At 57.7% G+C, this 22,526-nt stretch carries 22 protein-coding genes and 3 pseudogenes; 18 read left to right on the top strand and 7 right to left on the bottom strand.

Annotated elements, in window-relative coordinates; translation table 11 throughout:
• Nucleotides 1–417 precede the first annotated feature (417 nt).
• Nucleotides 418–991 (bottom strand): annotated as a pseudogene (locus ACQZ6D_RS23170) (SRPBCC domain-containing protein); the annotation flags it as partial.
• A gap of 305 nt (nucleotides 992–1,296) precedes the next feature.
• Nucleotides 1,297–1,764 carry an Lrp/AsnC family transcriptional regulator gene (locus tag ACQZ6D_RS23165; RefSeq protein ID WP_019566776.1) on the bottom strand — a complete coding sequence of 156 codons (468 nt, stop codon included), beginning with the start codon at nucleotides 1,762–1,764 and terminating at the stop codon, nucleotides 1,297–1,299.
• Nucleotides 1,765–1,884: 120 nt separating this feature from the next.
• Between ACQZ6D_RS23165 and ACQZ6D_RS23160 the strand changes: the two genes are divergently transcribed.
• The 14 genes from ACQZ6D_RS23160 to ACQZ6D_RS23095 all read left to right on the top strand — a co-directional run bounded on the left by ACQZ6D_RS23160 (nucleotide 1,885) and on the right by ACQZ6D_RS23095 (nucleotide 15,560).
• The gene (locus ACQZ6D_RS23160) at nucleotides 1,885–3,363 is read left to right on the top strand and encodes an NAD-dependent succinate-semialdehyde dehydrogenase (RefSeq protein ID WP_013761005.1); all 1,479 of its coding nucleotides are present in this window, start codon (nucleotides 1,885–1,887) and stop codon (nucleotides 3,361–3,363) included.
• Between the two features lie 14 nt (nucleotides 3,364–3,377).
• Entirely contained in the window at nucleotides 3,378–4,781 is a 1,404-nt protein-coding gene (locus ACQZ6D_RS23155) for an aspartate aminotransferase family protein (RefSeq protein WP_112752949.1), read from the top strand.
• Nucleotides 4,782–4,940: 159 nt separating this feature from the next.
• Nucleotides 4,941–6,389, top strand: coding sequence for a MocR-like ectoine utilization transcription factor EhuR (gene ehuR, locus ACQZ6D_RS23150; protein WP_448729998.1), 1,449 nt, complete (start codon nucleotides 4,941–4,943; stop codon nucleotides 6,387–6,389).
• A gap of 68 nt (nucleotides 6,390–6,457) precedes the next feature.
• Nucleotides 6,458–7,477, top strand: coding sequence for a hydroxyectoine utilization dehydratase EutB (gene eutB, locus ACQZ6D_RS23145; RefSeq protein ID WP_162723634.1), 1,020 nt, complete (start codon nucleotides 6,458–6,460; stop codon nucleotides 7,475–7,477).
• The gene (gene eutC / locus ACQZ6D_RS23140) at nucleotides 7,474–8,487 is read left to right on the top strand and encodes an ectoine utilization protein EutC (protein ID WP_448729999.1); all 1,014 of its coding nucleotides are present in this window, start codon (nucleotides 7,474–7,476) and stop codon (nucleotides 8,485–8,487) included. The genes eutB and eutC overlap by 4 nt, the downstream gene beginning before the upstream one ends.
• Entirely contained in the window at nucleotides 8,484–9,662 is a 1,179-nt protein-coding gene (gene doeA, locus ACQZ6D_RS23135) for an ectoine hydrolase DoeA (protein ID WP_112424679.1), read from the top strand. The genes eutC and doeA overlap by 4 nt, the downstream gene beginning before the upstream one ends.
• A 3-nt stretch (nucleotides 9,663–9,665) precedes the next feature.
• Entirely contained in the window at nucleotides 9,666–10,679 is a 1,014-nt protein-coding gene (doeB, locus tag ACQZ6D_RS23130; RefSeq protein ID WP_111800038.1) for a N(2)-acetyl-L-2,4-diaminobutanoate deacetylase DoeB, read from the top strand.
• Nucleotides 10,680–10,739: 60 nt separating this feature from the next.
• Entirely contained in the window at nucleotides 10,740–11,591 is an 852-nt protein-coding gene (ehuB, locus tag ACQZ6D_RS23125; RefSeq protein WP_004431450.1) for an ectoine/hydroxyectoine ABC transporter substrate-binding protein EhuB, read from the top strand.
• A gap of 60 nt (nucleotides 11,592–11,651) precedes the next feature.
• Nucleotides 11,652–12,317, top strand: coding sequence for an ectoine/hydroxyectoine ABC transporter permease subunit EhuC (gene ehuC / locus ACQZ6D_RS23120; RefSeq protein WP_035200466.1), 666 nt, complete (start codon nucleotides 11,652–11,654; stop codon nucleotides 12,315–12,317).
• Between the two features lie 12 nt (nucleotides 12,318–12,329).
• Complete coding sequence (gene ehuD, locus ACQZ6D_RS23115) at nucleotides 12,330–13,022, top strand: ectoine/hydroxyectoine ABC transporter permease subunit EhuD (RefSeq protein WP_004431448.1); 693 nt, start codon at nucleotides 12,330–12,332, stop codon at nucleotides 13,020–13,022.
• On the top strand, nucleotides 13,019–13,798 hold the full coding sequence (ehuA, locus tag ACQZ6D_RS23110) for an ectoine/hydroxyectoine ABC transporter ATP-binding protein EhuA (protein WP_013761013.1): 780 nt from the start codon (nucleotides 13,019–13,021) through the stop codon (nucleotides 13,796–13,798). The genes ehuD and ehuA overlap by 4 nt, the downstream gene beginning before the upstream one ends.
• 222 nt (nucleotides 13,799–14,020) lie before the next feature.
• The gene (locus tag ACQZ6D_RS23105; protein ID WP_320188069.1) at nucleotides 14,021–14,317 is read left to right on the top strand and encodes a toxin-antitoxin system TumE family protein; all 297 of its coding nucleotides are present in this window, start codon (nucleotides 14,021–14,023) and stop codon (nucleotides 14,315–14,317) included.
• Nucleotides 14,314–14,685: an HVO_A0114 family putative DNA-binding protein gene (locus tag ACQZ6D_RS23100; RefSeq protein ID WP_035200461.1), complete on the top strand. Its 372-nt coding sequence runs from the start codon at nucleotides 14,314–14,316 to the stop codon at nucleotides 14,683–14,685. The genes ACQZ6D_RS23105 and ACQZ6D_RS23100 overlap by 4 nt, the downstream gene beginning before the upstream one ends.
• Nucleotides 14,686–15,074: 389 nt before the next feature.
• A complete protein-coding gene (locus ACQZ6D_RS23095) occupies nucleotides 15,075–15,560 on the top strand; it encodes a cupin (RefSeq protein WP_448730000.1) in 486 nt (161 codons plus the stop codon).
• A 69-nt stretch (nucleotides 15,561–15,629) separates the two neighbouring features.
• Here the strand turns inward: ACQZ6D_RS23095 and ACQZ6D_RS23090 are convergent, their stop codons facing one another.
• Nucleotides 15,630–16,226, bottom strand: coding sequence for a TetR/AcrR family transcriptional regulator (locus ACQZ6D_RS23090; RefSeq protein ID WP_448730001.1), 597 nt, complete (start codon nucleotides 16,224–16,226; stop codon nucleotides 15,630–15,632).
• Nucleotides 16,227–16,301: 75 nt separating this feature from the next.
• Between ACQZ6D_RS23090 and bdcA the strand changes: the two genes are divergently transcribed.
• Nucleotides 16,302–17,015, top strand: coding sequence for an SDR family oxidoreductase (bdcA, locus tag ACQZ6D_RS23085; RefSeq protein ID WP_173997888.1), 714 nt, complete (start codon nucleotides 16,302–16,304; stop codon nucleotides 17,013–17,015).
• A 127-nt stretch (nucleotides 17,016–17,142) separates the two neighbouring features.
• Here bdcA and ACQZ6D_RS23080 read toward each other — a convergent pair whose 3' ends face one another.
• The gene (locus ACQZ6D_RS23080) at nucleotides 17,143–17,847 is read right to left on the bottom strand and encodes an anti-sigma factor (RefSeq protein WP_174066367.1); all 705 of its coding nucleotides are present in this window, start codon (nucleotides 17,845–17,847) and stop codon (nucleotides 17,143–17,145) included.
• Nucleotides 17,844–18,389, bottom strand: a complete 546-nt coding sequence (locus tag ACQZ6D_RS23075; protein WP_097171342.1) for a sigma-70 family RNA polymerase sigma factor — start codon at nucleotides 18,387–18,389, stop codon at nucleotides 17,844–17,846. Before ACQZ6D_RS23075 ends, ACQZ6D_RS23080 begins: the two co-directional genes overlap by 4 nt.
• Before the next feature lie 204 nt (nucleotides 18,390–18,593).
• Between ACQZ6D_RS23075 and ACQZ6D_RS23070 the strand changes: the two genes are divergently transcribed.
• Both ACQZ6D_RS23070 and ACQZ6D_RS23065 read left to right on the top strand, forming a co-directional pair.
• Nucleotides 18,594–19,382, top strand: a complete 789-nt coding sequence (locus ACQZ6D_RS23070) for a DUF4394 domain-containing protein (protein WP_448730002.1) — start codon at nucleotides 18,594–18,596, stop codon at nucleotides 19,380–19,382.
• 537 nt (nucleotides 19,383–19,919) lie between these two features.
• A pseudogene (locus ACQZ6D_RS23065) lies at nucleotides 19,920–20,186 on the top strand (transposase); the annotation flags it as partial.
• 8 nt (nucleotides 20,187–20,194) lie between these two features.
• On the opposite strand, the pseudogene ACQZ6D_RS23060 reads toward ACQZ6D_RS23065, so the two are convergent.
• A pseudogene (locus ACQZ6D_RS23060) lies at nucleotides 20,195–20,589 on the bottom strand (IS5 family transposase); the annotation flags it as partial.
• 55 nt (nucleotides 20,590–20,644) lie between these two features.
• Entirely contained in the window at nucleotides 20,645–20,923 is a 279-nt protein-coding gene (locus ACQZ6D_RS23055; protein ID WP_173997882.1) for a CPCC family cysteine-rich protein, read from the bottom strand.
• A gap of 1,304 nt (nucleotides 20,924–22,227) precedes the next feature.
• Between ACQZ6D_RS23055 and ACQZ6D_RS23050 the strand changes: the two genes are divergently transcribed.
• The gene (locus tag ACQZ6D_RS23050; protein ID WP_173997880.1) at nucleotides 22,228–22,518 is read left to right on the top strand and encodes a hypothetical protein; all 291 of its coding nucleotides are present in this window, start codon (nucleotides 22,228–22,230) and stop codon (nucleotides 22,516–22,518) included.
• The last annotated feature ends 8 nt before the right edge of the window (nucleotides 22,519–22,526 follow it).

Genomic DNA, 22,526 nt, shown 5'->3' with positions numbered 1-22,526 from the left:
GAATGCACCGATGAGAAATAAGCAGGACAACGACTCCGGTGGCGGCAATTGGCTTCTCCAAACCGGATGCAGGAGCCAAGGCTTTCAACAATCCCGCAGCGCCGAAATCAGCCCGCCCTCAAAACGATCCCGAGCACTTGTTTCCTGTTTACATCGTTGGAATGCCATCACCGACAGAAAGAGACTGTCTGCCGCAGCAAACTTGCTCCCCTATACACAGTTGACAAAACCCATTTTGAGCCGATGGAAGCCGTTTCCTTATCAAGGATCTCGCCTCTGATTGCAGCCGCTTGTTTTGGCGTTCGTGTGGCTTTCCCACGATCTCCGCCACCCCGCACTGGTTCTGATGATTTTATCGAGCTTCCCTGGCGCGGCTCAAACGGGTCCAGTTGCTGTGTACAGCGCGGAAGAACTTTTTCAAGGCGATAGGATCGCTGCTGAGGAGTCAAAGCGCTCGAGCCTGGCCAGCGTTTGCTGACCCAGTTCCACGGCACCGAAACCCTTCGCTCGCTGGAACTCGGCTTCCGTGCTGAACACCATGCCCAGCACAACTTTCGTCGTGCCATCCTGATCTTCAGGCCCACGCATCGGCATGTTTTGGCCCGTTTTCGCCCCATAGCAGCGTATAGGCGATCCTCTCTTCGGACCGGACCTCGACATAACGATGATGGTTCGGAAAGACTGTTCCGCCAGGGCCAATCATGTCAAAGACCCATGCGCCGCCGGTCCGCCGGTCAATGCTCTTCATGCGGCGGGAAAAGCCGTCAGGACCCCGCCATTGTGGCAGCGCCTCTTTGTTCATCCAGGCTTTCCAGACGATGTTTCGCGGCACCTTCATCGTTCGCTCCAGCACCATGGTTCGCCCGGCCACGCTGGCCGGATTGTTAAGACCGGCACTGAAACCTTGTTGATAGCCATCGCGCATATCCTCCGCCAGCGAGGAAAGCCGCTCCGTTGCGGTCAAGCGGCTACGCTCTTTAACAGCCTGAAATGTGTTTCAGCGTGGGATTTGACCCCAACATGGCGCGAGAGGCTGACCCCCGCCACGCCGAAGAAACGGCAAATTGATCAGCGTGTTAACCTGTCCCAACCAGGGTCAATTTTTCCGCGAGGCGTACAGGAAACGATAGACGTCGCCGCGCCTGTGATACCTGGTATAGGCGACGAAAACCGTAGGCTCAAAACGGCGAAGGGTTAACTGCGAGGTCTCGATGGGTAGAGAGCTCTCAGGAAACATTCATCAGCCTTTTCAACCACCCCGGACGTCTAGTGGCGAGATCTGTGAACCGCAAGTCGTCAAACCTCGATCGGAAAGGAAAATCCGGCCTTTACCCGGTCCATAACGACCATGGTCTTGAAGCCCTTGATATCGTGGTTTTCGTAAAAGAACCGCCGGGTAAAGGCCTCATAGTCCTCCATGTCCTTGGCGGTGATGACCAGAATGAAGTCGGCGTCTCCCGTCACATAATATCCGATCATCACTTCCCGGGTCGCGCGGATGGCCGCTTTGAAGCGATCGACAATATCGGCGCGTTCGCGCTCCAGTGAAACGAGCACGATCATGGTAATGCCGCGCCCAACGGCCTTCGGCGACACGATGGCGACATCCGCTTCGATGACGCCATCTTCGCGCAGACGTTTGAGGCGCCGCTGGCATGCGGTCGGTGAAAGATTGACGAGTTGCGCCAGCTCTTCCGACGTAAGGCGATTGTTTTTTTGAACGGCCTCAAGCAACGCCTTGTCCGCTCTATCGAGAGTATTCATGCACAAATCCTGCGTACGGAACCTAAAATAAGCGAAATTCCGGCTTGAACGATATAATTAACGCAGTCAACCGCTCAATGCGCTTGATTAGTCTCCCTGTAAATCTACCGGGAGCTCCATATGAGAAGTATTGCAAGCACTGCATTAAAAAACCTGCGGCGGCCCGATTTAATCGAGCGACGCGCTTTTCTCCATGGCAGTTGGGCTGCTCGCGATGAAACGCTCAGTGTCATTGATCCGGCGACCGGAGAAGATCTCATCGGTGTGGCGGCATGTTCGCTTGAGGATGCGGATGATGCCGTCAGTACCGCGAAAAATGCCTTTCTAGAATGGCGCGACAAGCTTCCAACCGAACGGGGGCAGATCTTGCGTGAATGGGGCAAGTTGATGCGCAACAACGCGCATGATCTCGCCGTCATAATGACGGCCGAACAGGGCAAACCACTCTCGGAATCGCTTGGTGAAATTGCTTACGCTGCCAATTTCCTTGATTGGTTTGCCGGCGAAGGCGAGCGCGCCTACGGCGAGACGATACCGAGCCATTTGCCCGACAGCCGTGTCTCGGTCCAGATGCAGCCGCTAGGCGTCACCGTGGCCATCACCCCGTGGAACTTTCCCTCTGCTATGATCACCCGCAAAGCGGGCGCGGCGCTTGCCGCTGGCTGCACAATGATCGTCAAACCGGCGCCTGAAACACCCCTCTCGGCGCTCGCTTTGGCAAAGCTCGCTGAGGAAGCTGAAATGCCCGCCGGCGTATTCCAGGTCATCACCGGTCACGCCGCACCACTTGCGCACCGCCTGTTGCAACACACCGATGTGCGCGCATTTTCCTTTACCGGCTCGACTGAAATCGGTCGTATTTTGCTGGCGCAATCGGCGGCGACCATCAAGAAAGCCTCGCTGGAACTTGGAGGTCACGCGCCCTTCATCCTGTTCGACGACGCCGATGTCTCCAAAGCCGTAAAAGGTTGCATCGGGGCGAAATTCGCGACATCGGGGCAGGACTGCCTCGCTGCCAACCGGATTTACGTCCAGCGAGGTATTTATGACCGCTTCGTCAGTCAGTTCGGCAAGGCAAGTGCCGAACTCAAGGTCGGCCACGGTTTCGAGGCTGGCATCGATATAGGGCCGATGACACGCCCCTCCGTCGCTGAAAAGTGCCGCAAGCAAATCGCGCAGGCCCTCTCTGCCGGTGCACAGCTCATCTGCGGCGGGCAGGACAGTCCGCTCGGCGGCAATTTTGTCACCCCGACCGTGCTGGCCGATGTCACAGACGACATGCTGATCGCGCGGGAGGAGACCTTCGGTCCGGTGGCCGCGATCTTGCCATTCGATGACGAGCGGGAGGTCGTGCGACGCGCCAACTCGACGGAGATGGGGCTTGCGGCCTATCTCTACACCAACGATCTCGGCCGGGCGATGCGTCTGACGCATCAACTGGAATATGGCATGGTAGCCGTCAACACGCCGAAATTTACCGGCGCGCCCGTTCCCTTCGGCGGCTGGAAACAGTCCGGCCTTGGTCGTGAGGGCTCGCGTCATGGTCTCATGGAATATCTCGAACCCAAATATGTCTGCTTCGGCAACTTAGCTGCGTGAAAAGGAACTCGCCTATGACAATCGACGTCAAGAATATTGCGGAAATGGATCGAAACGCCGTTTTGCACCCTTTCACGCAGCTCAAGGATTTTGCCAGCGGCAAACTCGGCGAGCCCACCATTGTCGAAACCGGCAAGGGCATCCGCATTCAGGACGCGCACGGAAAGCAGTTGATCGACGGTTTCGCCGGTCTTTATTGCGTTAATGTTGGTTATGGACGTACCGAGGTAGCTGAGGCGATTTCACGTCAGGCCTACCGCCTTGCCTATTATCATTCCTATGCCGCCCACACGACGGATGAGCTGGCCATCCTTTCCGATCGCCTCGTCAGAATGGCACCCGGCAAAATGAGCAAGGTCTTCTACGGCATGTCAGGGTCAGACGCCAACGAGACACAGGCAAAGCTCGTTTGGTATTACAACAATCTGCGCGGCAAACCGCAAAAGAAGAAAATCATCTCCCGCGAACGGGGATATCACGGCTGCAGCGTGGTTTCCGGCTCAATGACCGGCATGAGTTTTTATCACGACCATATGGACCTTCCACGGGCCGGCATCCTGCATACAGGCGTTCCGCATCACTATTGGGGCGCAGAAGCCGGTGAGACGGAGCTGGAATTTTCGACGCGGCGCGCGGAAGAGCTGGACGCGCTTATTCTGCGCGAAGGACCGGACACGATTGGTGCATTCATCGCCGAGCCGGTGCTCGGAACGGGCGGTATCACACCGCCGCCGGAAGGTTACTGGCCGGCCATCCAGGAGGTTCTCAAAAAATACGATGTCCTGTTGATTGCCGATGAGGTTATTACCGGCTTCGGCCGCACGGGTTCGATGTTTGGTTCACAGCATTATGGCATCGAGCCGGATCTGATCACCGTCGCTAAAGGTCTGACCTCGGCCTATTTTCCGCTTTCCGGCGCTATCGTCGGGGAGAAAGTCTACAAGGTGATGGAGGAAGGCGCGGATCGCGTCGGCGCCTTCTCCCACGGCTACACCTATTCCGGCCACCCTATCGGAGCGGCGGCTGCAAACGCCGTGCTCGACATCGTCGAAAAGGAAGACCTGCCAGGCAATGCACGAGCCGTTGGCAGCTATTTCCAGGAACAACTGAAGGCGAAGTTCGCCCAGCTTCCGATCGTCGGCGAGGTGCGCGGCGTGGGATTGATGGGCGCTATCGAATTCGTGGCGGACCGGGAAAAAAAGACGCGTTTTGCCCCTCAACTCACGGTGGGTGCACGCGTTTCCAAGGCAGCGCGCAACGGCGGTCTCATAGCACGCGCCATGCCGCATGGCGATATTCTGGGCTTTGCACCGCCGCTTGTTACGACCCGGGAGGAAGTCGACGAGATCATCGCCATTGCTGAAGCCGCTGTCCGCAGTGTCATGGATGATCTGGTCCAGGCCGGCGAGAAAATCTGATCGGCAGCTTCAGTTTTCAACGTCGCAAATGCTGCTCATTTCGACGGCAACTGCGCCTATTTGCAGCGCAGTTCCTGTCTGCGCTGCATAAGGCTTCATCTTTTCATAGAAGCATGCATAATGTCATGAAATTACCTTCGTCGAAAACGAGACAATTTCATGCGTCGTCAAGCCAATTCACCCAGCTCAGATCCAGTTTCCCCAACGAGACCGGTGGCATGGCGACCGACGCTGGCCAAGCAGAAAGGCGGAACGAAACATTCCGCACTGACGGAACGCATCATTGCTGATATCGACGCCGGCGTTCTGAAGCCGATGGACCGCATGCCGACACACCGCGATCTGGCCCGCGAACTCGGCCTTTCTGTCCAGACGGTCAGCCTTTCCTACAAGGAGGCGGAGCGGCTTGGTTATCTCAGCGGCGAAATTGGCCGTGGAACCTTCGTGAAGACGCGGGTGACGGAGCGGGCAGGTCGCATGATGCTTGATCACAGCCCAACCGAGGTGCTCGATCTATCCATCATCCGCGGCGTTTATCTCGATGACCATGAAAATGCCTCGCGCGCCATTCTTCGCGAGATGGCCGATGGTGACAATTCTGGCTTCATGCGCCCCTGCCGGCCGGTCGCGGGGCTCGAGAGCCATCGCGAAACGGCCAGAACATGGCTTGGCATGATGGGCGTGACAGCCGGCCCGGAACGCATTCTTGTCACCAATGGCGCGGCGCACGGCATTTTTCTCGCTCTGAGCTGCATTATCCGCTCTAACGACGTGGTGCTCTGTGAAAACCTGACCGACCACGGCATTATCGGCCTGTCTAATATTCTCGGCTTCAGCCTAAAGGGCTTACCCACCGACCAAGAAGGCATTTTGCCCGAAGCGCTGGAGGCCGCCTGCGCAGCCGGAGGTGTCCGCGCTCTGGTGCTCATTCCCACGCTTAACAACCCGACCGGGCACGTGTCGGGCGCAGCGCGAAGGCAGGCCATCGCCGCAATTGCCGAGCGGTACGGCATTTTTGTCATCGAGGACGAGGTCTACCGTCCGATGATCGAGGATGATCTGCCATCCATCACCGAAGTGCTGCCTGATCTGGGCTTCTTCGTCACCAGCTTCACCAAGACAGTGTTGACAGGGCTGCGCGTCGGTTATCTCGTCGTGCCACCCGCCTATTCCATCCGCGCCGCCTCCATCCTGCGTGTGTCGAGCTGGAGCGGGACATATCTCACGGCCGAGATCGCTACCCGTTGGGTCGAAAACGGAACGGCACGGCTGTTGCTGGATGTCCAGCGCACCGAGGCCCGTGCGCGGCAGAAAATCGCCATGGACATACTGGGTCACCATATAGGGTCGACCCACCCCCTCTCCCTCTGCGCCTGGCTGAAGGTTCCGCAGCGCTGGACGGAGGACGGCCTGGTGCGCGCCCTCACGAACCAGAACGTCGCGGTAACCCCGTCAGAACCATTTATTGCCGGTCCTAGCCATGGCGGCGGCATTCGCATATGCCTCGGCGGCCGCCTCGATCATGCAAGCCTCGCCAGGGCTTTGACCACCGTGCGGCAGACATTCGAGCAACTGCCGCCGGTCTACGATATCGGGTCAATCGGCTGAAGTTGCCAGCCGAAAATCATTGAATCATTACAATATAATAATTGACATGATTTTATTTCGCTCTCAACATGACAATCATGAAGAGCGAAAACCTGTCCATATCCGCCGCCGACAACTTGCTCCCAGTCTCACTGACCGCGATAAAGCGAGCGGCGGCGCGGATTGCGGGACAGGCGGAACGCACACCGCTGGTTCGCTCGGACTTTCTCTCTGAGCGCTGTGGTCATCCCGTTGATCTCAAACTTGAAACCCTTCAGCCCATCGGCGCCTTCAAACTGCGCGGCGCGATGAACGCCATTCTCTCGCTAGACGATACGACGCGCCAGCGTGGCCTCGTCACCGCCTCGACGGGCAATCATGGCCGGGCCGTGGCCTATGCCGCAGACAAACTCGGGATCCCCGCCACAATCTGTATGTCCGCGCTGGTGCCGGCAAACAAGGTGGAGGCGATCCGCGCGCTCGGCGCGGAAATCCGGATTGTCGGCGGATCACAGGATGATGCGCAGGAGGAAGTGGAGCGCCTGACCAAAAGCAGAGGCCTGACCGCGATCCCGCCTTTCGATCACGCCGACGTCGTGGCCGGCCAGGGCACTATCGGCCTCGAGGTCGTCGAAGACATGCCTGAACTGGCGACAATTCTCGTTCCTCTATCGGGCGGTGGCCTTGCGGGCGGTATCGCCGTTGCGGTGAAGGCGCTGAAGCCGGAGGCACGTGTCATCGGCGTTTCCATGCAGCGGGGCGCGGCGATGCATGCGTCAGTCACTGCCGGGCGGCCCGTCACCATCCGTGAAGAAGAAACGCTGGCGGATTCGCTGGGAGGGGGGATTGGATTGAAAAACCGCATCACATTTGCGCTCTGCCAATCTCTTCTCGACGAGATCGTGCTGGTATCCGAGGAAGAGATCGCAGCCGGCATCCGCCATGCGACGCATGAAGAAGGTCTGACGGTCGAGGGTGCCGGCGCAGTCGGTTTCGCGGCGATCCTCTTCGGCAAGGTGGACATCACCGGCCCAACCGCGATCATCGTGTCGGGTGGAAATATCGATCCGGCGGTTCACAAGACGATCATCGAAGGGCCTGCCGCATGAGCCAAATCACCATCCTAACCGAAAAAGATCTGCGCGCTGTCGTGAAGCTCGACCTGTCGGCAGTCGAGTGCGTGGAGCAGGCCTTTGCAGCGCTCGCAACCGAAGCGGTCGCCATGCCGCCGATCTTGCGGCTCGATATACCAGAGTTTCGTGGCGAGGTGGATGTAAAGACGGCTTATGTGCCGGGTTTTGACGGTTTCGCCATCAAGGTCAGCCCCGGCTTTTTCGACAATCCCAAACTCGGTCTGCCGAGCCTCAACGGGCTGATGATCCTCTTCAGCGCAAGGACCGGACTGGTGGAGGCCCTTCTTCTCGATAACGGCTATCTCACAGATGTGCGTACCGCCGCAGCCGGGGCGGTCGCAGCACGGCATCTCGCCCGCGAAGACGCTTCCGTCGCAGCAATTTTCGGAGCGGGCATGCAAGCCCGTCTGCAGTTCGATGCGCTGAAACTGGTGCGACCCATTCAATCCGCACGCATCTGGGCTCGTGACCATCAAAAGGCCGAGGGGCTCGCAGGCGATCTGACCCGCCAACACGGTATCGAGGTCATCGCCGCGGCCGATCCGCAGACCGCTGTCCGGGGCGCCGACATCGTCGTGACCACGACGCCAGCCGAAAAGCCGATCCTGTTTGCCGGCTGGCTTGAAGAAGGCCAGCATCTGACGGCCATGGGATCGGATGCCGAACACAAGAACGAGATCGATCCGGCCGTATTTTCCAGGGCGCGCTATATCGCAGACCGGCTTTCGCAGACCCGAATCCTCGGTGAATTGCACCACGCTATCGCCGCGGGGCCTGTAACGCTGGATCAAGAATTCACCGAGCTCGGTGCTGTCATCGCTGGCAAGGCACGCGGTCGCGTATCGAGGGACGACATCACCTTTGCCGATCTGACCGGCACCGGAGTGCAGGACACCGCCATCGCCAATCTCGCGTTTACCCGCGCAAAAGACGGCGGCAGCGGCCAAATCATCGAAAACAGTGTGAAAATGGGAGACGCAGCGTGAGCGTAACGCTGAACTTTACGCGCGAGGAATATGCCGCGCGCCTGTCCAAAACCCGCGACGCCATGGAAAAGGCAGGCATCGACCTGCTTGTCGTCACCGACCCATCCAACATGCATTGGCTGACGGGCTATGACGGCTGGTCCTTCTATGTCCACCAATGCGTGCTGGTGCCGCCGCTAGGCGAGCCGATCTGGTATGGCCGCAAGCAGGATGCCAATGGCGCCAAGCGCACCGCCTACCTCGCCCAGGACAACATCATCGGTTATCCTGACCACTACGTTCAATCGACCGAACGGCATCCGATGGATCTGTTGTCGAAGATCGTCGATGACCGGGGCTGGTCAGGCCTGTCAATCGGCGTCGAGATGGACAATTATTATTTCTCGGCTGCTGCCTTTGCATCCTTGCAGAAACATCTGCCGAACGCCCGCTTCAAGGATGCCGCCGGTCTTGTAAACTGGCAGCGCGCGGTCAAAAGCCCGACCGAACTCGACTATATGCGCAAGGCTGGCAAGATCGTCGAGCTGATGCACAAACGTATCGTTGACGTAGTCGAGCCGGGCATGCGCAAATGCGATCTCGTCGCCGAGATCTACGATGCCGGCATTCGTGGCACCGCGGAATTCGGCGGGGATTATCCCGCGATCGTACCGTTGCTCCCGTCGGGTGCCGATGCTTCTGCGCCGCATCTGACATGGGACGACAAGCCGATGCGCTTGGGCGAAGGCACCTTCTTTGAAATCGCCGGCGCTTATCGCCGTTATCATTGCCCGCTGTCTCGCACTGTCTTTCTCGGCAAGCCGACGAAGGCGTTCCTTGATGCGGAGAAGGCCACGCTTGAGGGCATGGAGGCCGGTCTTGCGGCTGCCAAACCCGGCAATACCTGCGAAGATATCGCCAATGGGTTTTTCGCGGTGCTGAAAAAATACGGGATCATCAAGGACAACCGAACCGGTTATCCCATCGGCCTCTCTTATCCGCCGGACTGGGGCGAGCGCACCATGAGCCTGCGCCCCGGCGACCGCACGGAGCTGAAGCCCGGTATGACGTTCCATTTCATGACCGGTTTGTGGCTAGACGACATGGGGCTCGAAATCACCGAGAGTATCGCCATTACCGAAACGGGTGTCGAATGCCTCTCCAATGTGCCGCGGCAACTGTTCGTGAAAGGCTGAGAGATGTTAAGCACCGCGCTACGCCCCTCACCTATCACGTCGTCGGTCGATTTTGACAAGAAAGGCGTGCAGCACGGTCATCTGCGGCTACCATACAGCCGCGATGACAGTGCATGGGGGTCGGTAATGATCCCGATATGCGTGATCGCCAACGGCGAGGGGCCGACAGCCCTTTTGACCGGCGCCAATCACGGCGACGAATATGAGGGGCCGGCCGCACTTTTCGAACTTGCCCACACACTCGATCCAGATGACGTCAGCGGGCGTATCATCATCGTGCCAGCACTCAACTATCCGGCCTTTCGCGCGGGAACACGCACCTCGCCGATCGACCGCGGGAACCTCAATCGCAGCTTTCCCGGTCGTCCGGACGGTTCCGTGACGGAGAAGATCGCCGATTACGTGACCCGCCATCTGTTACCGCTTGCGGATATCGTTCTTGATTTTCATTCAGGCGGCAGGACGCTTGATTTCCTGCCTTACGCTGCCGCTCACGAATTACCCGACAAGATACAGGAAGCCCGGTGCTTTGAGGCGGTGGCAGCTTTTGCTGCCCCCTATTCGATGAAGATGCTGGAGATTGACGCCGTTGGCATGCTGGACACGACGGCCGAGGAACTGGGAAGGGTCTTTGTCACCACCGAGCTTGGCGGCGCGGGCACGGCCAGTGCAAAATCGATCGACATCGCCCGCAAAGGTACCATCAACCTGCTGCGCCATGCAGGCATCCTGACCGGCGTCGCGGTGCCGACGCCGAGCCGCTGGCTGGATATGCCCTCCAACGATTGCTTCACCTTTGCCGAAGATGACGGGCTCGTCGTCTTCGTCCGCGATCTCGGAGACACGGTCACGGCAGGTGAAACCATCGCCAGGGTCTACCCTGTTGGAAAAACCGGTCTTGCGCCGGTCGAATACCGCGCCTCTATCAGTGGCGTGCTCGCAGCGCGCCACGTTCCCGGCCTCATCAAGGCCGGCGACTGCCTTTCCGTCATCGCCACGGTCACGGAGAATACCTAGTCCGAAGAATGAAGTGAGATCCGAAAACGGACCACGCAACCCAACCAGAGGAGTTAGAACATGAATATGACAAAACTCGCCGGGCTTTCCGCCCTTGCTCTTTCCATCAGCGTGACAGCGGTCAGCGCACTCACCCTCGAGGAGGTGAAGAAGCAAGGCTACATTCGCGCAGCGACTGCCAATGAAGTGCCCTATTCATACATGCAGCCCGACGGCACCTCTGCCGGCATCGGCCCCGATGTCGCGAATGCAGTTCTGAAATCGATGGGCATCGAGGAGGTCAACTGGACGGTGACCCCATTCGGCACGCTGATCCCCGGGCTGAAGGCGCGTCGCTTCGATTTCGCAGCCGCCGAACAGAACATTTCGCCCGAGCGCTGCAAGCAGGTGGCCTTCACCGAACCGAACTCGTCCTATGGCGAAGGCCTGCTGGTGAAGAAAGGAAATCCTAAAAAGCTGACCACCTATGCCGATATTGCCAAGGACCCTGCATTGAAGGTCGCCGTCGTATCTGGCGCCAACAATGTAGACTTCCTGCGCGCCGTCGGCGTCAAGGAAGATCAGATCGTCTTCATCCCGGCCAATGCAGATGCCATCCCCACTGTCCAGAGCCGCGCCGATGCCTATGCCGCCACGGAACTGACAGTGTCAGAACTGGCCAAGGGCCAGGCCAATGTCGAGCAGGTGAAGCCCTTCGTTGATCCTGTCGTGAAGGATGCGCCTGTGCGCAACTACGGCGGTTTCGCTTTCCGGCCGGAGGACAAAGAATTGCGTGACGCCTTCAACGCCGCGCTCGTCGAATTCCGCAAGACCGACGACTACAAGAAAATCCTCGCAAAATACGGCCTCTCCGAACAGAGTATCGCGGCAGCGGCCGAAAAGAAGGTCGCCGATCTCTGCGCCGGAAAATGACGCCAGCCGGCGCCCGTGCGTTACCGGGCGCCGATTACCATGAACTCGGGAACACTCCAGATGGACATGACCGCCTACCTGCCGATGTTGTGGCAAGGCGCAGTCGTCACGATGACGATGACGCTCGCAGCCCTTGTTGTCGGCACGGTACTCGCCTTTTTCTTCGGCATTCTTCGCGTCGAGGGTGGACCAATCCTCTCGACTGTCGCGTTGTGCTACACGGAGGTGTTTCGCGGCACCTCGCTGCTGGTCCAGCTTTTCTGGTTCTATTACGCGCTGCCGCTCGTCGGTCTGAGTTTCGATCCCGTCACCACCGGCGTCATGGTGCTCGCCGCCCATGCGGGTGGTTATGGCGCCGAGATCGTTCGCGGCGCGTTATCTTCCGTTTCGGTGCAGCAGCTGGAAGCCGCACGAGCGCTGAACTTCACGCGGATGCAGACGCTGTTTCGCATTTCCTTGCCGCAGGCGATCGTCGAGATGATGCCGTCCTTCGGCAATCTGGCCATCGAAACGCTGAAGCTTTCCTCACTCGTATCGCTGATCTCGATTGCCGACCTCACCTTCGCGGCACAGTCGATCCGCAACCTGACGCTGGATAGCACCAGCATCTATTCGATCACACTCCTCTGTTATTTCGCGATGTCGCTGATCCTGATGGCCATCATCCGGGTGATCGAACATGTCGTGCGGCGCGGCAATGTGTTTCCGCGCACTCGCCATTCGTAAGGATATTCAGTCATGATGTATGGTTACGAATGGGACACGACCACCTGGATCACCTACACGACCTCGATCCTGCCCATCATTTTGATCGGCCTGACGGTAACGCTGAAAGCAGCCGCCGCCGGCTTTGCCATCGCGCTTATTCTGGGGCTGGTTTTTGCGCTGCTGCGCCGCAGTCGGGTGAAATTGATTTCCTGGCCGACCGCAGTTGTTGTCGAATTCCTTCGCGACACTCCGCTTCTGGTGCAGCTTTTCTTCCTCTATTACGTTCTTCCGGAATTCGGCATCGTTCTGCCGGCGTTTCTCACCGGCGCGCTGGCGCTGGGCCTTCAATATGCCGCCTATACGTCTGAGGTCTATCGCGGCGGCATGGAGGCGGTGCATCATGGCCAGTGGGAAGCCGCGACTGCGCTTAATCTGACGCGCATGCAGACGTATCGGGATATCATCATCCCGCAGGCGATCCCGCGCATAGTTCCGGCCATGGGCAACTATCTTGTCGCCATGATCAAGGAAACGCCGGTGCTTTCCGTCGTCACGGTTCTAGAGATGATGGGGCTGGCAAACATGATCGGCGAGCGCACCTTCGAATATCTGGTGCCGCTGACGCTTGTCGGCCTGATCTTCCTTCTTCTGACCATAATCTGCTCAGCAGGCCTCAGCCGCCTGCAAAGGGCGCTTCCAAAAGCAGGAATACCCTTGCGATGACAAACAATACCAATCAACCGCTGATCGAATTTTCCGATGTCACAAAGCGGTTCGGCATTTTGACGGTCCTCGACCAGTTCAATTTCAGCGTGGCAAAAGGTGAAAAAGTCACTCTTATCGGTCCTTCCGGCTCCGGTAAGTCGACGGTTCTGCGCATTCTCATGACGCTGGAACCGTTCCAGGAGGGAAAGCTGACGCTGGCGGACATTTCCTACCATCAGGCCGGCGGCAAAGGCCCCTTCCAAGCCTCGGAAAAACACCTGCGCCAGATCCGTAACCACGTCGGCATGGTTTTTCAGAGCTTCAACCTCTTCCCTCATATGACGGTGCTGCGCAACATCGTGGAGGCGCCGGTGCGTGTACTGGGCATTGCCCGGCCGGAGGCAGAAACACGGGCAATCGAACTCCTGAAGATGGTCGGCCTGGCCGACAAGAAGGATCACTATCCAGTGCAGCTTTCTGGCGGCCAGCAGCAGCGTGTCGCCATTGCCCGCTCTCTTGCCATGCGCCCGCGTGTCCTGCTTTTTGACGAACCAACCTCCGCCTTAGACCCCCAGCTGGTCGGCGAAGTGCTTTCCGTCATCCGTGGCCTGGCCCACGAGCACGATTTGACCATGTTACTTGTTACCCACGAGATGCGTTTCGCTCGGGAAGTGTCGGACCGGGTCTGCTTCTTCGACAAAGGGCGTATTTGTGAGCAAGGAACGCCAGAAGAAATCTTCGGCGCACCAAAGGAAGATCGGACCCGCGAGTTCCTGTCATCCGTTCTGCGGTAACCGCACTCTCACACGACCAGGAAACAGCCATGACCACAGCGACGACGAGGTAGCAGATGTGCTCGATGATGCTGAATAGGGTGGTCACACCGGAGGCGACCTGAAGCAGTTCCCCGAGGCGGCTGAGCAAAATAGCCGTCGCGCCGCAACGTCTCGCCGCTGCGGCTGGATTTGCTCATTAATCAAGTGTTGGCGAGATTGACAACACCATAAGATGTTGGCATTATAGACAACAAGAAGGCGCTCACGATAACAGAACACAAAAGTGTTGGTGCCGACGGCAGCATTATCCAGTTCGTTATTTGGAAAGTTCCAACGCCTGTTCCCCCAACCGAACATGGGTTCAAATATCGAATGGTCTATGCCCAGAACGGCATTAGGGTTGTGGGCTTCGACAATGAGCGGGGTAAAGGCGATCACATACATCTGGACGGCCATGAGTTTCCTTACCGGTTCACAACAATCCACCAACTGATTGAGGACTTTTTGTCTGAGGTCGAAAAACGGAGGCAGTCATGAGAACTTTGACCATCACGACAAATGCCGACTGGAAATCGGCATTACGCGTAGCAGGTAAGCGCGCTGCTATTGGCCTCGAAAGCGGTGAGTATCAGGGTGAAACGCTAAACTTTGAGACACCCGGCACATTCTTTTCGCGTCTCACCGAGCGCCGTTGGGAGCTACTGAACGTCCTTCTGGGAAGTGGAACGGTTGGCGTGCGAGAGCTTGCGCGCAGACTGAACCGGGACGTCAAGCGCGTCCATGAAGATGCTGCGGCGCTAGTCGAGCTGGGACTGATTGAGAAGGACGAGCGCGGTGCATTAAGTTGCCCGTTCGAGCATATTCATATCGATATGATGATGGTGTCAGCAAGACAGGTGGCGTGATAGGAGAGAGGGCGCTGACGTGCAGCGCGATTAGCGTCGATTATGGCGAGAGGAACCGCCTTCGGCCATTCCCCTCCCGTTCCGCTCGATACGGACACGGCACCCTGTTGATCTGAACCCTTCAAACTGGACCGTTCTTGGTTAGAGTGTTCCGGTGCATTTTCCTGGCTGGGGAAGGAACGGAAGACGATGAAAGCATCGCAGTTTTCGGACGCACAGAAGGCGTTCATTCTGAAGCAGGGTGATGAAGGAGTGTCGGTCGCGGAAATCTGCCGGTGCCACTCCAGTTCCGCCGAAGTGCGGACGAAGATCGGCTGGTCGCCAGCACTGTCTGCGCAGCAAACCAGACACGGTTTGGCAGGCCCGGCCAGATGGCCAGGAGCATTCACATGAAAGTTGAAAAAATCACTTTAAGTCCAGGCGATCAGATTCCCAACAACCAGACCTTCCCTGTCATCATCTATCGGCAAGTCAGCTCGCCATTCGATTCCGCTGCTTTCGAGGCACTGTTCGCACGAAACGGATGGCGCGGCATCTGGCGCAATGGTGTGTTTGCCTATCACCATTACCACAGCGGCGCGCATGAAGTTCTGGGCGTGGGGGGCGGTGAAGCGACGTTGCAGATTGGCGGGCCGGATGGGCAAACCTTGCACGTTACGCAAGGTGACTGTCTGGTCTTGCCAGCCGGTACGGGCCACATGAAGCTGAAATCCTCTGCCCATTTTCAGGTTGTCGGCGCTTATCCACCCGGCCAGGAGGCCGATGTTCAGACGTCTGCACCAACCAGTGCGATGCTTGCACAGATAAAGTCTTTGCCAAAGCCGACGACCGACCCCGTGCACGGAGCATCAGGTGGCCTGATCGATCTCTGGTGAGAATGAGCCGGGTTTTCGACACCTGCCAGCTTCCATCACTAATAAGAAGTATTGAGACTGCTCCGAGATTCAAGCCTCGGAAAGCTCCTGCTTCACCGCTCCCCCCGCAACGCGCGCAATACTCAGGAGTCGCTCTATGTCGCGGCCAATCCGCGCCATGGCGGAGAGACCGACCATGGTCGAACTCACGAAATCCGCCAGACGCTCAGCCTCTTCCGGATGGCGCGCGGCAATATAGGAGCGGATCACGCCCTCTGCCGCCGTGTGAAAAACGCGGGCTGCGGCACGCGCCTCTTCATCGTCGCAGCGCGTGCCTTCCAGAACGAGGCAGCCAGGGGCTGCGGAATGAGCGGCATAACGCCTCGCCGCATCTTCCAGCAACGCGGCAAGGCACTCGCCAACAGGACGATCCGGCCGCAGGATATCGGCAAGAGGAATTGCTTCCGTGCCGGCGTAGAGATCAAGAACCCGCTTGTAGAGGCCCATCTTGCTACCAAAGGCGGCATAGAAGCTCGGCGGGTTGATACCCAATACCGAGGTGATCTCCGCGACGCCGACAGCATCAAAGCCACGCGCGTGGAAAAGCTGCTTGGCCGTGGCCACAGCCTGATCAGGATCAAAACGGCGCGGACGGCCGCGGGAGTGAATGTTTTTTGTATCGACCATTACATAATATCTTGACGAGTGGGCTGTTCAGTATTTATGTATCGATCATTAAATTAATTTTCAAGGTCATGGAGAATGCTCGTGTTTGAAGGAAAATCCGTTCTGGTTCTTGGCGGCAGCCGAGGCATAGGCGCAGCCATCGTGCGGCGGTTTGCAGACGAAGGTGCAAAGGTAACGTTCACCTATGGCGCATCCCAAGGTGCGGCTGAAGAGCTGGCGAAGGCGACGGGCAGCACGGCCATACGGGCGGATAGCGCTGACCGCGACGAAGTCATCCGCGTTGTGCGTGACAGTGGTCCTCTGGACATATTGATCGTGAACTCCGGGATCGCCATTTTTGGCGATGCTCTCGAGCAGGACCCTGATGCCATCGACCGCCTGTTTCAGATCAACATCCAGACGCCCTATCACGCCTCTGTGGAGGCGGCGCGGCAAATGCCTGACGGTGGCAGGATCATCGTTATCGGCTCAGTCAATGGAGACCGGATGCCGGTGCCGGGCATGGCCTCTTACGCCGTTTCCAAATCGGCCTTGCAGGGGCTGGCGCGCGGTTTGGCACGCGATTTCGGGCCACGCGGCATTACCATCAACGTTGTGCAGCCCGGCCCGATCGATACCGACGCGAACCCGGAAAACGGGCCGATGAAGGACCTGATGCACAGCTTCATGGCACTCAAGCGCCATGGACGGCCGGAGGAAGTGGCAGGCATGGTGGCCTGGCTTTCCGGGCCTGAAGCCGGTTTTGTGACGGGCGCGATGCACACGATCGATGGCGCATTTGGCGCCTGATAAGCAGATTGCCTGATGGTTTGCGGCCGGTTTCGGGACATCACGATGCTGTTGCTCCCGAAACCGGCGAATAGAATTCGGCGAAGGAAATTTCGCCGCGATCTTATCGGTTTTGCCTTTGGGTGATCTATCGCGGCATTCGCGCGAAGCCCTTCGCCAAGATTGGGCCGGTTGGCCTTCCTGTTGGTGATCCGCCTGCCTGTTCAAGCGTGATTTCGTAGAGCTGGTCGCTTCTGGGGGTCGGCAGAGCCGGTCCATCGAGACGCGCTGAACGAACGCCATCGATCAGGCCGAGCGAGACCGGGCCAACATCCTTGGACGGCAATGTCCATACCTGGATCGTCTTGTCTCCAGGCACTGCAAAATCGGCCAGCATCCGCACGGTTGCTCTTTCGTTGCCGAAATCCTCAACAACGGCCTGAACCTCACCCGTCTCGTTGACGAGGACTGCGATCACCAGCGGCTCCGTTGTCCGTGTCAGGCTAAACGTAAGGCCGGCGGCGAGCACAACGGTTGCGGCAATGGCGGACACGGCAACGGCGCGCCAGCGGTTTGTGCTGTTGTCGTTTGCCGTGTGGGTGGGCTTGAGGGATGCGGATTTCGACTGAAGCGGCAGGCGGGATTCGATGTTGCTCCACAATTCGCCCTTGATGGCTGCCGGCTCGACGGCGGTATCGAGCGGCAGAAAACGCTCACGGCTGGCCGCGACTGCCGCCCGCAATTCGCCGTCCGATTCCATTGCCGCCTCAACAGCCGTGGCTTCGGAGGCCTCCAGCAAACCCAATACATAGTCATCAGCGATGGCGGGAATATCTTTGCGCTCCATCATCATGCCATGCACTCCCGAAGCGCCGAAAGGCCGCGCCTGATCCAGGATTTCGTCGTTCCAAGCGGAATGCGCAACCGGCCAGCGATTTCGCCGTGGGAATATCCGGCCACGTAGGCCATCAGGATGCCCTGTCTCTTTGTCTCCTCAAGACCGCCGAGACATTCATAAAGGCGGGAATTCCGATCGAGCTTCTGCCATGCGGCCATCACTTCATCTGCCTGCGCGCCATCGCGGAGCGTTTCAACATCCTCCACGGGGAGTTCACGCCTGCTGTCTCGCAGAAGATTAAGCGCCCGGTTTCTGACGATCGCGTAAATCCAGCCGCGCGCCGACCCCTGGTCTGCCCGATACTGGTGCGCATGGGTCCAGATGCGCACAAAGCTCTCCTGCACCACCTCTTCCGCCAGATCCCTGCGCTTGACGATGCGCTCTGCCACCGCAATCAGCCGGCCTGCCTCGCGATCGAAAATCGCACGCAATGCGTTTTTGTCCCCCTTTGCACAGGCAGTGAGCGCCCTGTGTAGATCGTCCGGCACGGAGCCCATCTGCATTCGAAACCTTTCAACATCTGATCGCCAGCACGGTCGGCTTCGGCATAATACCCATCGCGACGGCATATGGATGCATCTCGCAAATATTTTTTCGCTGTCTGCATCCAAATGCACAACGCCCGGTGTCTTGAATTGTGGAAGCGTCGAAAACCAAAGGCTGGACGCCTTCCGAACGGTTCAACGCACGGGAGAAACACCATGAATATCATCCGCTCCACTCTGATCGCCTCCGCCGCTTTCGCAGCATCGACAAGCATCGCGGTCTCAGCACCGGTCCTCGGGCTGACCGGCGACAAGACGCTCGTCATGTTCGACACTGAAAAACCAGCCGTCACAAAGACAATGGATGTCACCGGCGTCGACAAGCTCGTTGGCATTGATTTTCGCCCCGGCACCAAGACCGTCATCGGTGTGACGCCGGACCATCGCATCGTCTCCATCAACCTCGAGACCGGCGCGGCATCCGATGTGGCCAAGATGGACAAAATGCTGACCATGACCGAAGCGCCGGCGGTGGTCGATTTCAACCCGGCAGCGGATCGTCTGCGTTTCATGACCGGCACGACCAATCACCGCGTGCATCCCGATACTGGTGCTGTGACGGTTGATGGAACACTGGCTTTTGAAGATGGCGACATGCACGAGGGAGAAACGCCAAACATCGTTGCCGCCGCCTATACCAACTCGATCGGCAAGCCGGAGAAGACGGCGATGTACAATATCGACGCGACCATCGGCGCTCTGGTTCAGCAGACGAAGCCGAATGACGGCACACTGAAGGCAATCGGCAAGCTCGGCCTCAAGGAAACGCCGGCAACCTACGCATTCGATATCCACGGCGAGGAAGGCGGCAAGAACACCGCATACCTGGCCGCCGGCAACACGCTATACACCGTCAACCTCGAAACCGGTGCGGCAACCGAAATCGGCGGGATCACAAGTGCAGACAACGGCTTGCGCGATATCACTATTCTTCCTGTGATGTGATTTAGTGTCGTAGGCTGCGCGTTTGCGCTATCCGAGAAAGGCTGGTCCGGTTATGCGGGCCGGCTGGTTTATTGCACGGGTTCTGGCTCAGATTGCATGTGCGAAAATGCTGACATGTGATGTACCCGTTGTATCTTACCCGCAGAGTGCCTATTAGCATTTCGTTGGCGTGTAAGGTACGAGTGATTTTTCGGATAAAGTTATGCATTCAGCACATTGGGTTTGTCGCGAGTGGTGAGCATTACCAGTCCCGAAAACATACCTTCCCAAAAGGTCGCGCAAAGAGTTCACGACAGAAAAGAAGTCTATCAGAAGCGGCTCGCAGGCAGCGGCGGCCCGGTAGATCGTTTCCTCTATATCAGTGAGAAACGCTAATGGACCTGGACTACCTACGAACGCTTAATACCGCTTAGAACCGGCTACCCTTTCGGTCCGCATCGCGCAGCGCCATGTCTAGGACCAATCGACATTCAGGATTCAATTCGGTTTTGATCTGCGTTTCACAGACTTCCAGATTTTTCTGTCTGGAGATCTATCATGGTGAAGTCTAAGCGCTACGAGCTGACAGCTGAGCAATGGCGCATGATCTGCGACCTGTTGCCCGGCAAGGCCACCGATCCCGGCCGTTCCGGGGCAGACAATCTCAATTTTATCAACGGTGTGCTCTGGGTCCTGCGCTCGGGCGCACATTGGTACGATCTGCCTGAGCGCTACGGCAAATGCAAGACCGCCCACAAGCGCTTCACGCGATGGGCAAATGCTGGCGTATGGGAACGTGTCTTCGATCACCTGACCGATGCCCCGACAATGAAGCGGGCGTGGATTTTCGTTATAGATCCGCCGCGTGATCGACCAAAAGCCTCCTGACAAGTCTCCCTTTTTCGCCCGCAGCCTGCGAGTGGCCGCGAACCGTGGTGCTGTCGATCATGTTCTGCCAGTCATCCGTCAGCCCCAGTTCAATGAGGGTCTCAAGGAGGGCGTCCCAAACTCCTTGTTCGGCCCCACGGCGAAAGCGCACATAGACGGAATTCCACTTTCCGTAGCGCTCATGCATATCGCGCCAGGTGCGGCCTACCCGCAGAACATGCGGCATGCCGTTTAGGTATCGCCGATTATCGTAGGCTGGCCGCGACTTGCGTCAGCGTTCCGGCGGAAGAAGACACTCCATCACGTACCATTCTTCATCGTTCAAATCGCCGCGGGCCATCACCGCTCCTCGCAAAGAGCAGCTTTGAACCAGAGATCAGCTCATTTGGGAATCGCTAGCGTTCAGCCTCGGTGGGCGGACGTACATTTTTGCGTTGGCGGAAGTTGCAAGCGCCCGACTCTGCGAGATTCAGTCGCGCATGGAACAGCAAGAGCGGGCCGTTCGGACCACCTCGGACTAAGTCAGCATCATGATCGTCTTGCCCATCATCTTCCCAAAAACACACAGGGCAAATCTCGTAACCGCCTCGCTCTGAAAGAGCCGCGAAATGGCAGCTCGGGCACCGGTATGCTTGCCCCTCAACGTGTGGCTCAATGATGTTGCGAAATTGCATGGTGAGAGGTTCACCTCAGTCACAGACTTCGTCAACAGGAGCTAGGTCCTGGAACGAAAGTAAAAATATAGCCCCCATCCTATAGCAGAGACTAATATAAGACCCACAATTACTAGCGTCAGGAAAATAAACGCCTTTTTGTGCCAATCGTAATCCAATTTAATCCCCAATATTTGGGGGGTCATTTACGATCTGTTTGAGTAACATTCAACCAATCTAGGTTTGTACGCCTAATCAATGCTGACGTGTACTCGACGCAAGCATAGACCTCGACGCTGACCGCCAAACAATCGTCACTGCGACGACGGCGCGAGGATTGCGCCGCCACTTTCTCAAGATACCGACGTGAACGCGTATCTTCTGCTGATTGCGATTTTCGACGTTTCAACCCCATTTGCCGGCGACAGCAAGCAAAGCCGTCACCCGTCCCTGAGACGGGCCGTGACATTTAGATCTGGCGCGCGTGTTGAGCTAAACGACTCTTGGCAGCCTGACCGCGCTCACTTGATTTTTAACGAAGTCACAACTTCGCGTGGACCGCTGGCGACTGCCATAAGCAAATTGATTGCCGTCATTTGATAGTAGTTTTCGAGACGTCGTTTTTCTATCAGTAGTTCAGGTGGGGCTTTACGTTATAACGTATCACTACTGACGAAGACGGCCCGCGGTCCTGAACGACAAAATGGAATATTACGCCGAATGGCAAGCACACCATTCGGCATAAAAACTGGAGCGCAGAGTTAATGAGAAGAGGCAGGCAGCCTACATTGTCGATGTTAACGGTGGTCGTTCTGGCGTCATTGATGTTGTGGACGAATTTTGCGACAGCGGGCGCACTTTCAGTCCGAGCCCAGCGGGAATGTGGAGACCCGACGCCAGTGCAAACTCTCGATGAGATGTTCGCCGCAATTTACGGCTGCTGGACGCCGCCACCAGAAAGTGCGGAGATGGGCGTTGCATTGCGGTTTATGTTGCTACGCGACGGTCAGCTAAAGGGCAAAATTGTGGTGGACTGGATCAGGCCGCACGACGACAGTCCCGCTCGCGAAGCCTTAGTGCAATCGGCGATGGAGGCTGTCCGGCGCGCATCTCCTGTCCCGCTTGGGGAGGCCTTGCAGAGGACCATTCCCGGACGCGTGTTGAGACAAAAGTTCTCTTTGCCAGAGGTTTCCACGTCTGGTCAGGGGATTTGACATCTAGTCGACTGTGGTTAGCTGCCTGCTTATACCGCTATAGTGCCAACGGATGATGCCGTCGCTGTAAGTTCTGAAACCAGTAAGAGTCTCGAAACAAAGGAAGCAAAGATGAGTGACAAAGCTGATTCTGGGGAAAAGCCCCTCCCTTGGGGATTTGTTAGGCTTTGGACCGATGAAGAGGTGATGGCAGCGGTAGAATTTCTGAAACGCGAAGAGCCACAAATATGGGCAGAACTCGAGGAACTCGAGCGCACCACTGGTGACCTGACGGGAACAGAGGCCATCCATATGCAGTTCGGCGCGCTTTCCAATCTTCACCCGGAGTGTGGTCCTCAGGAAATTAGCAATCTGACTTGGCAGATACGAGACTTCCGGCGAGCCTCCTTAGGTTTGGATTAAGATATTTT

The organism is Agrobacterium sp. 22-3639C2 (assembly GCF_053522105.1).
The sequence above is the reverse complement of the archived record's forward strand: the minus strand, read 5'-3'. Positions and strand labels throughout refer to the sequence as shown.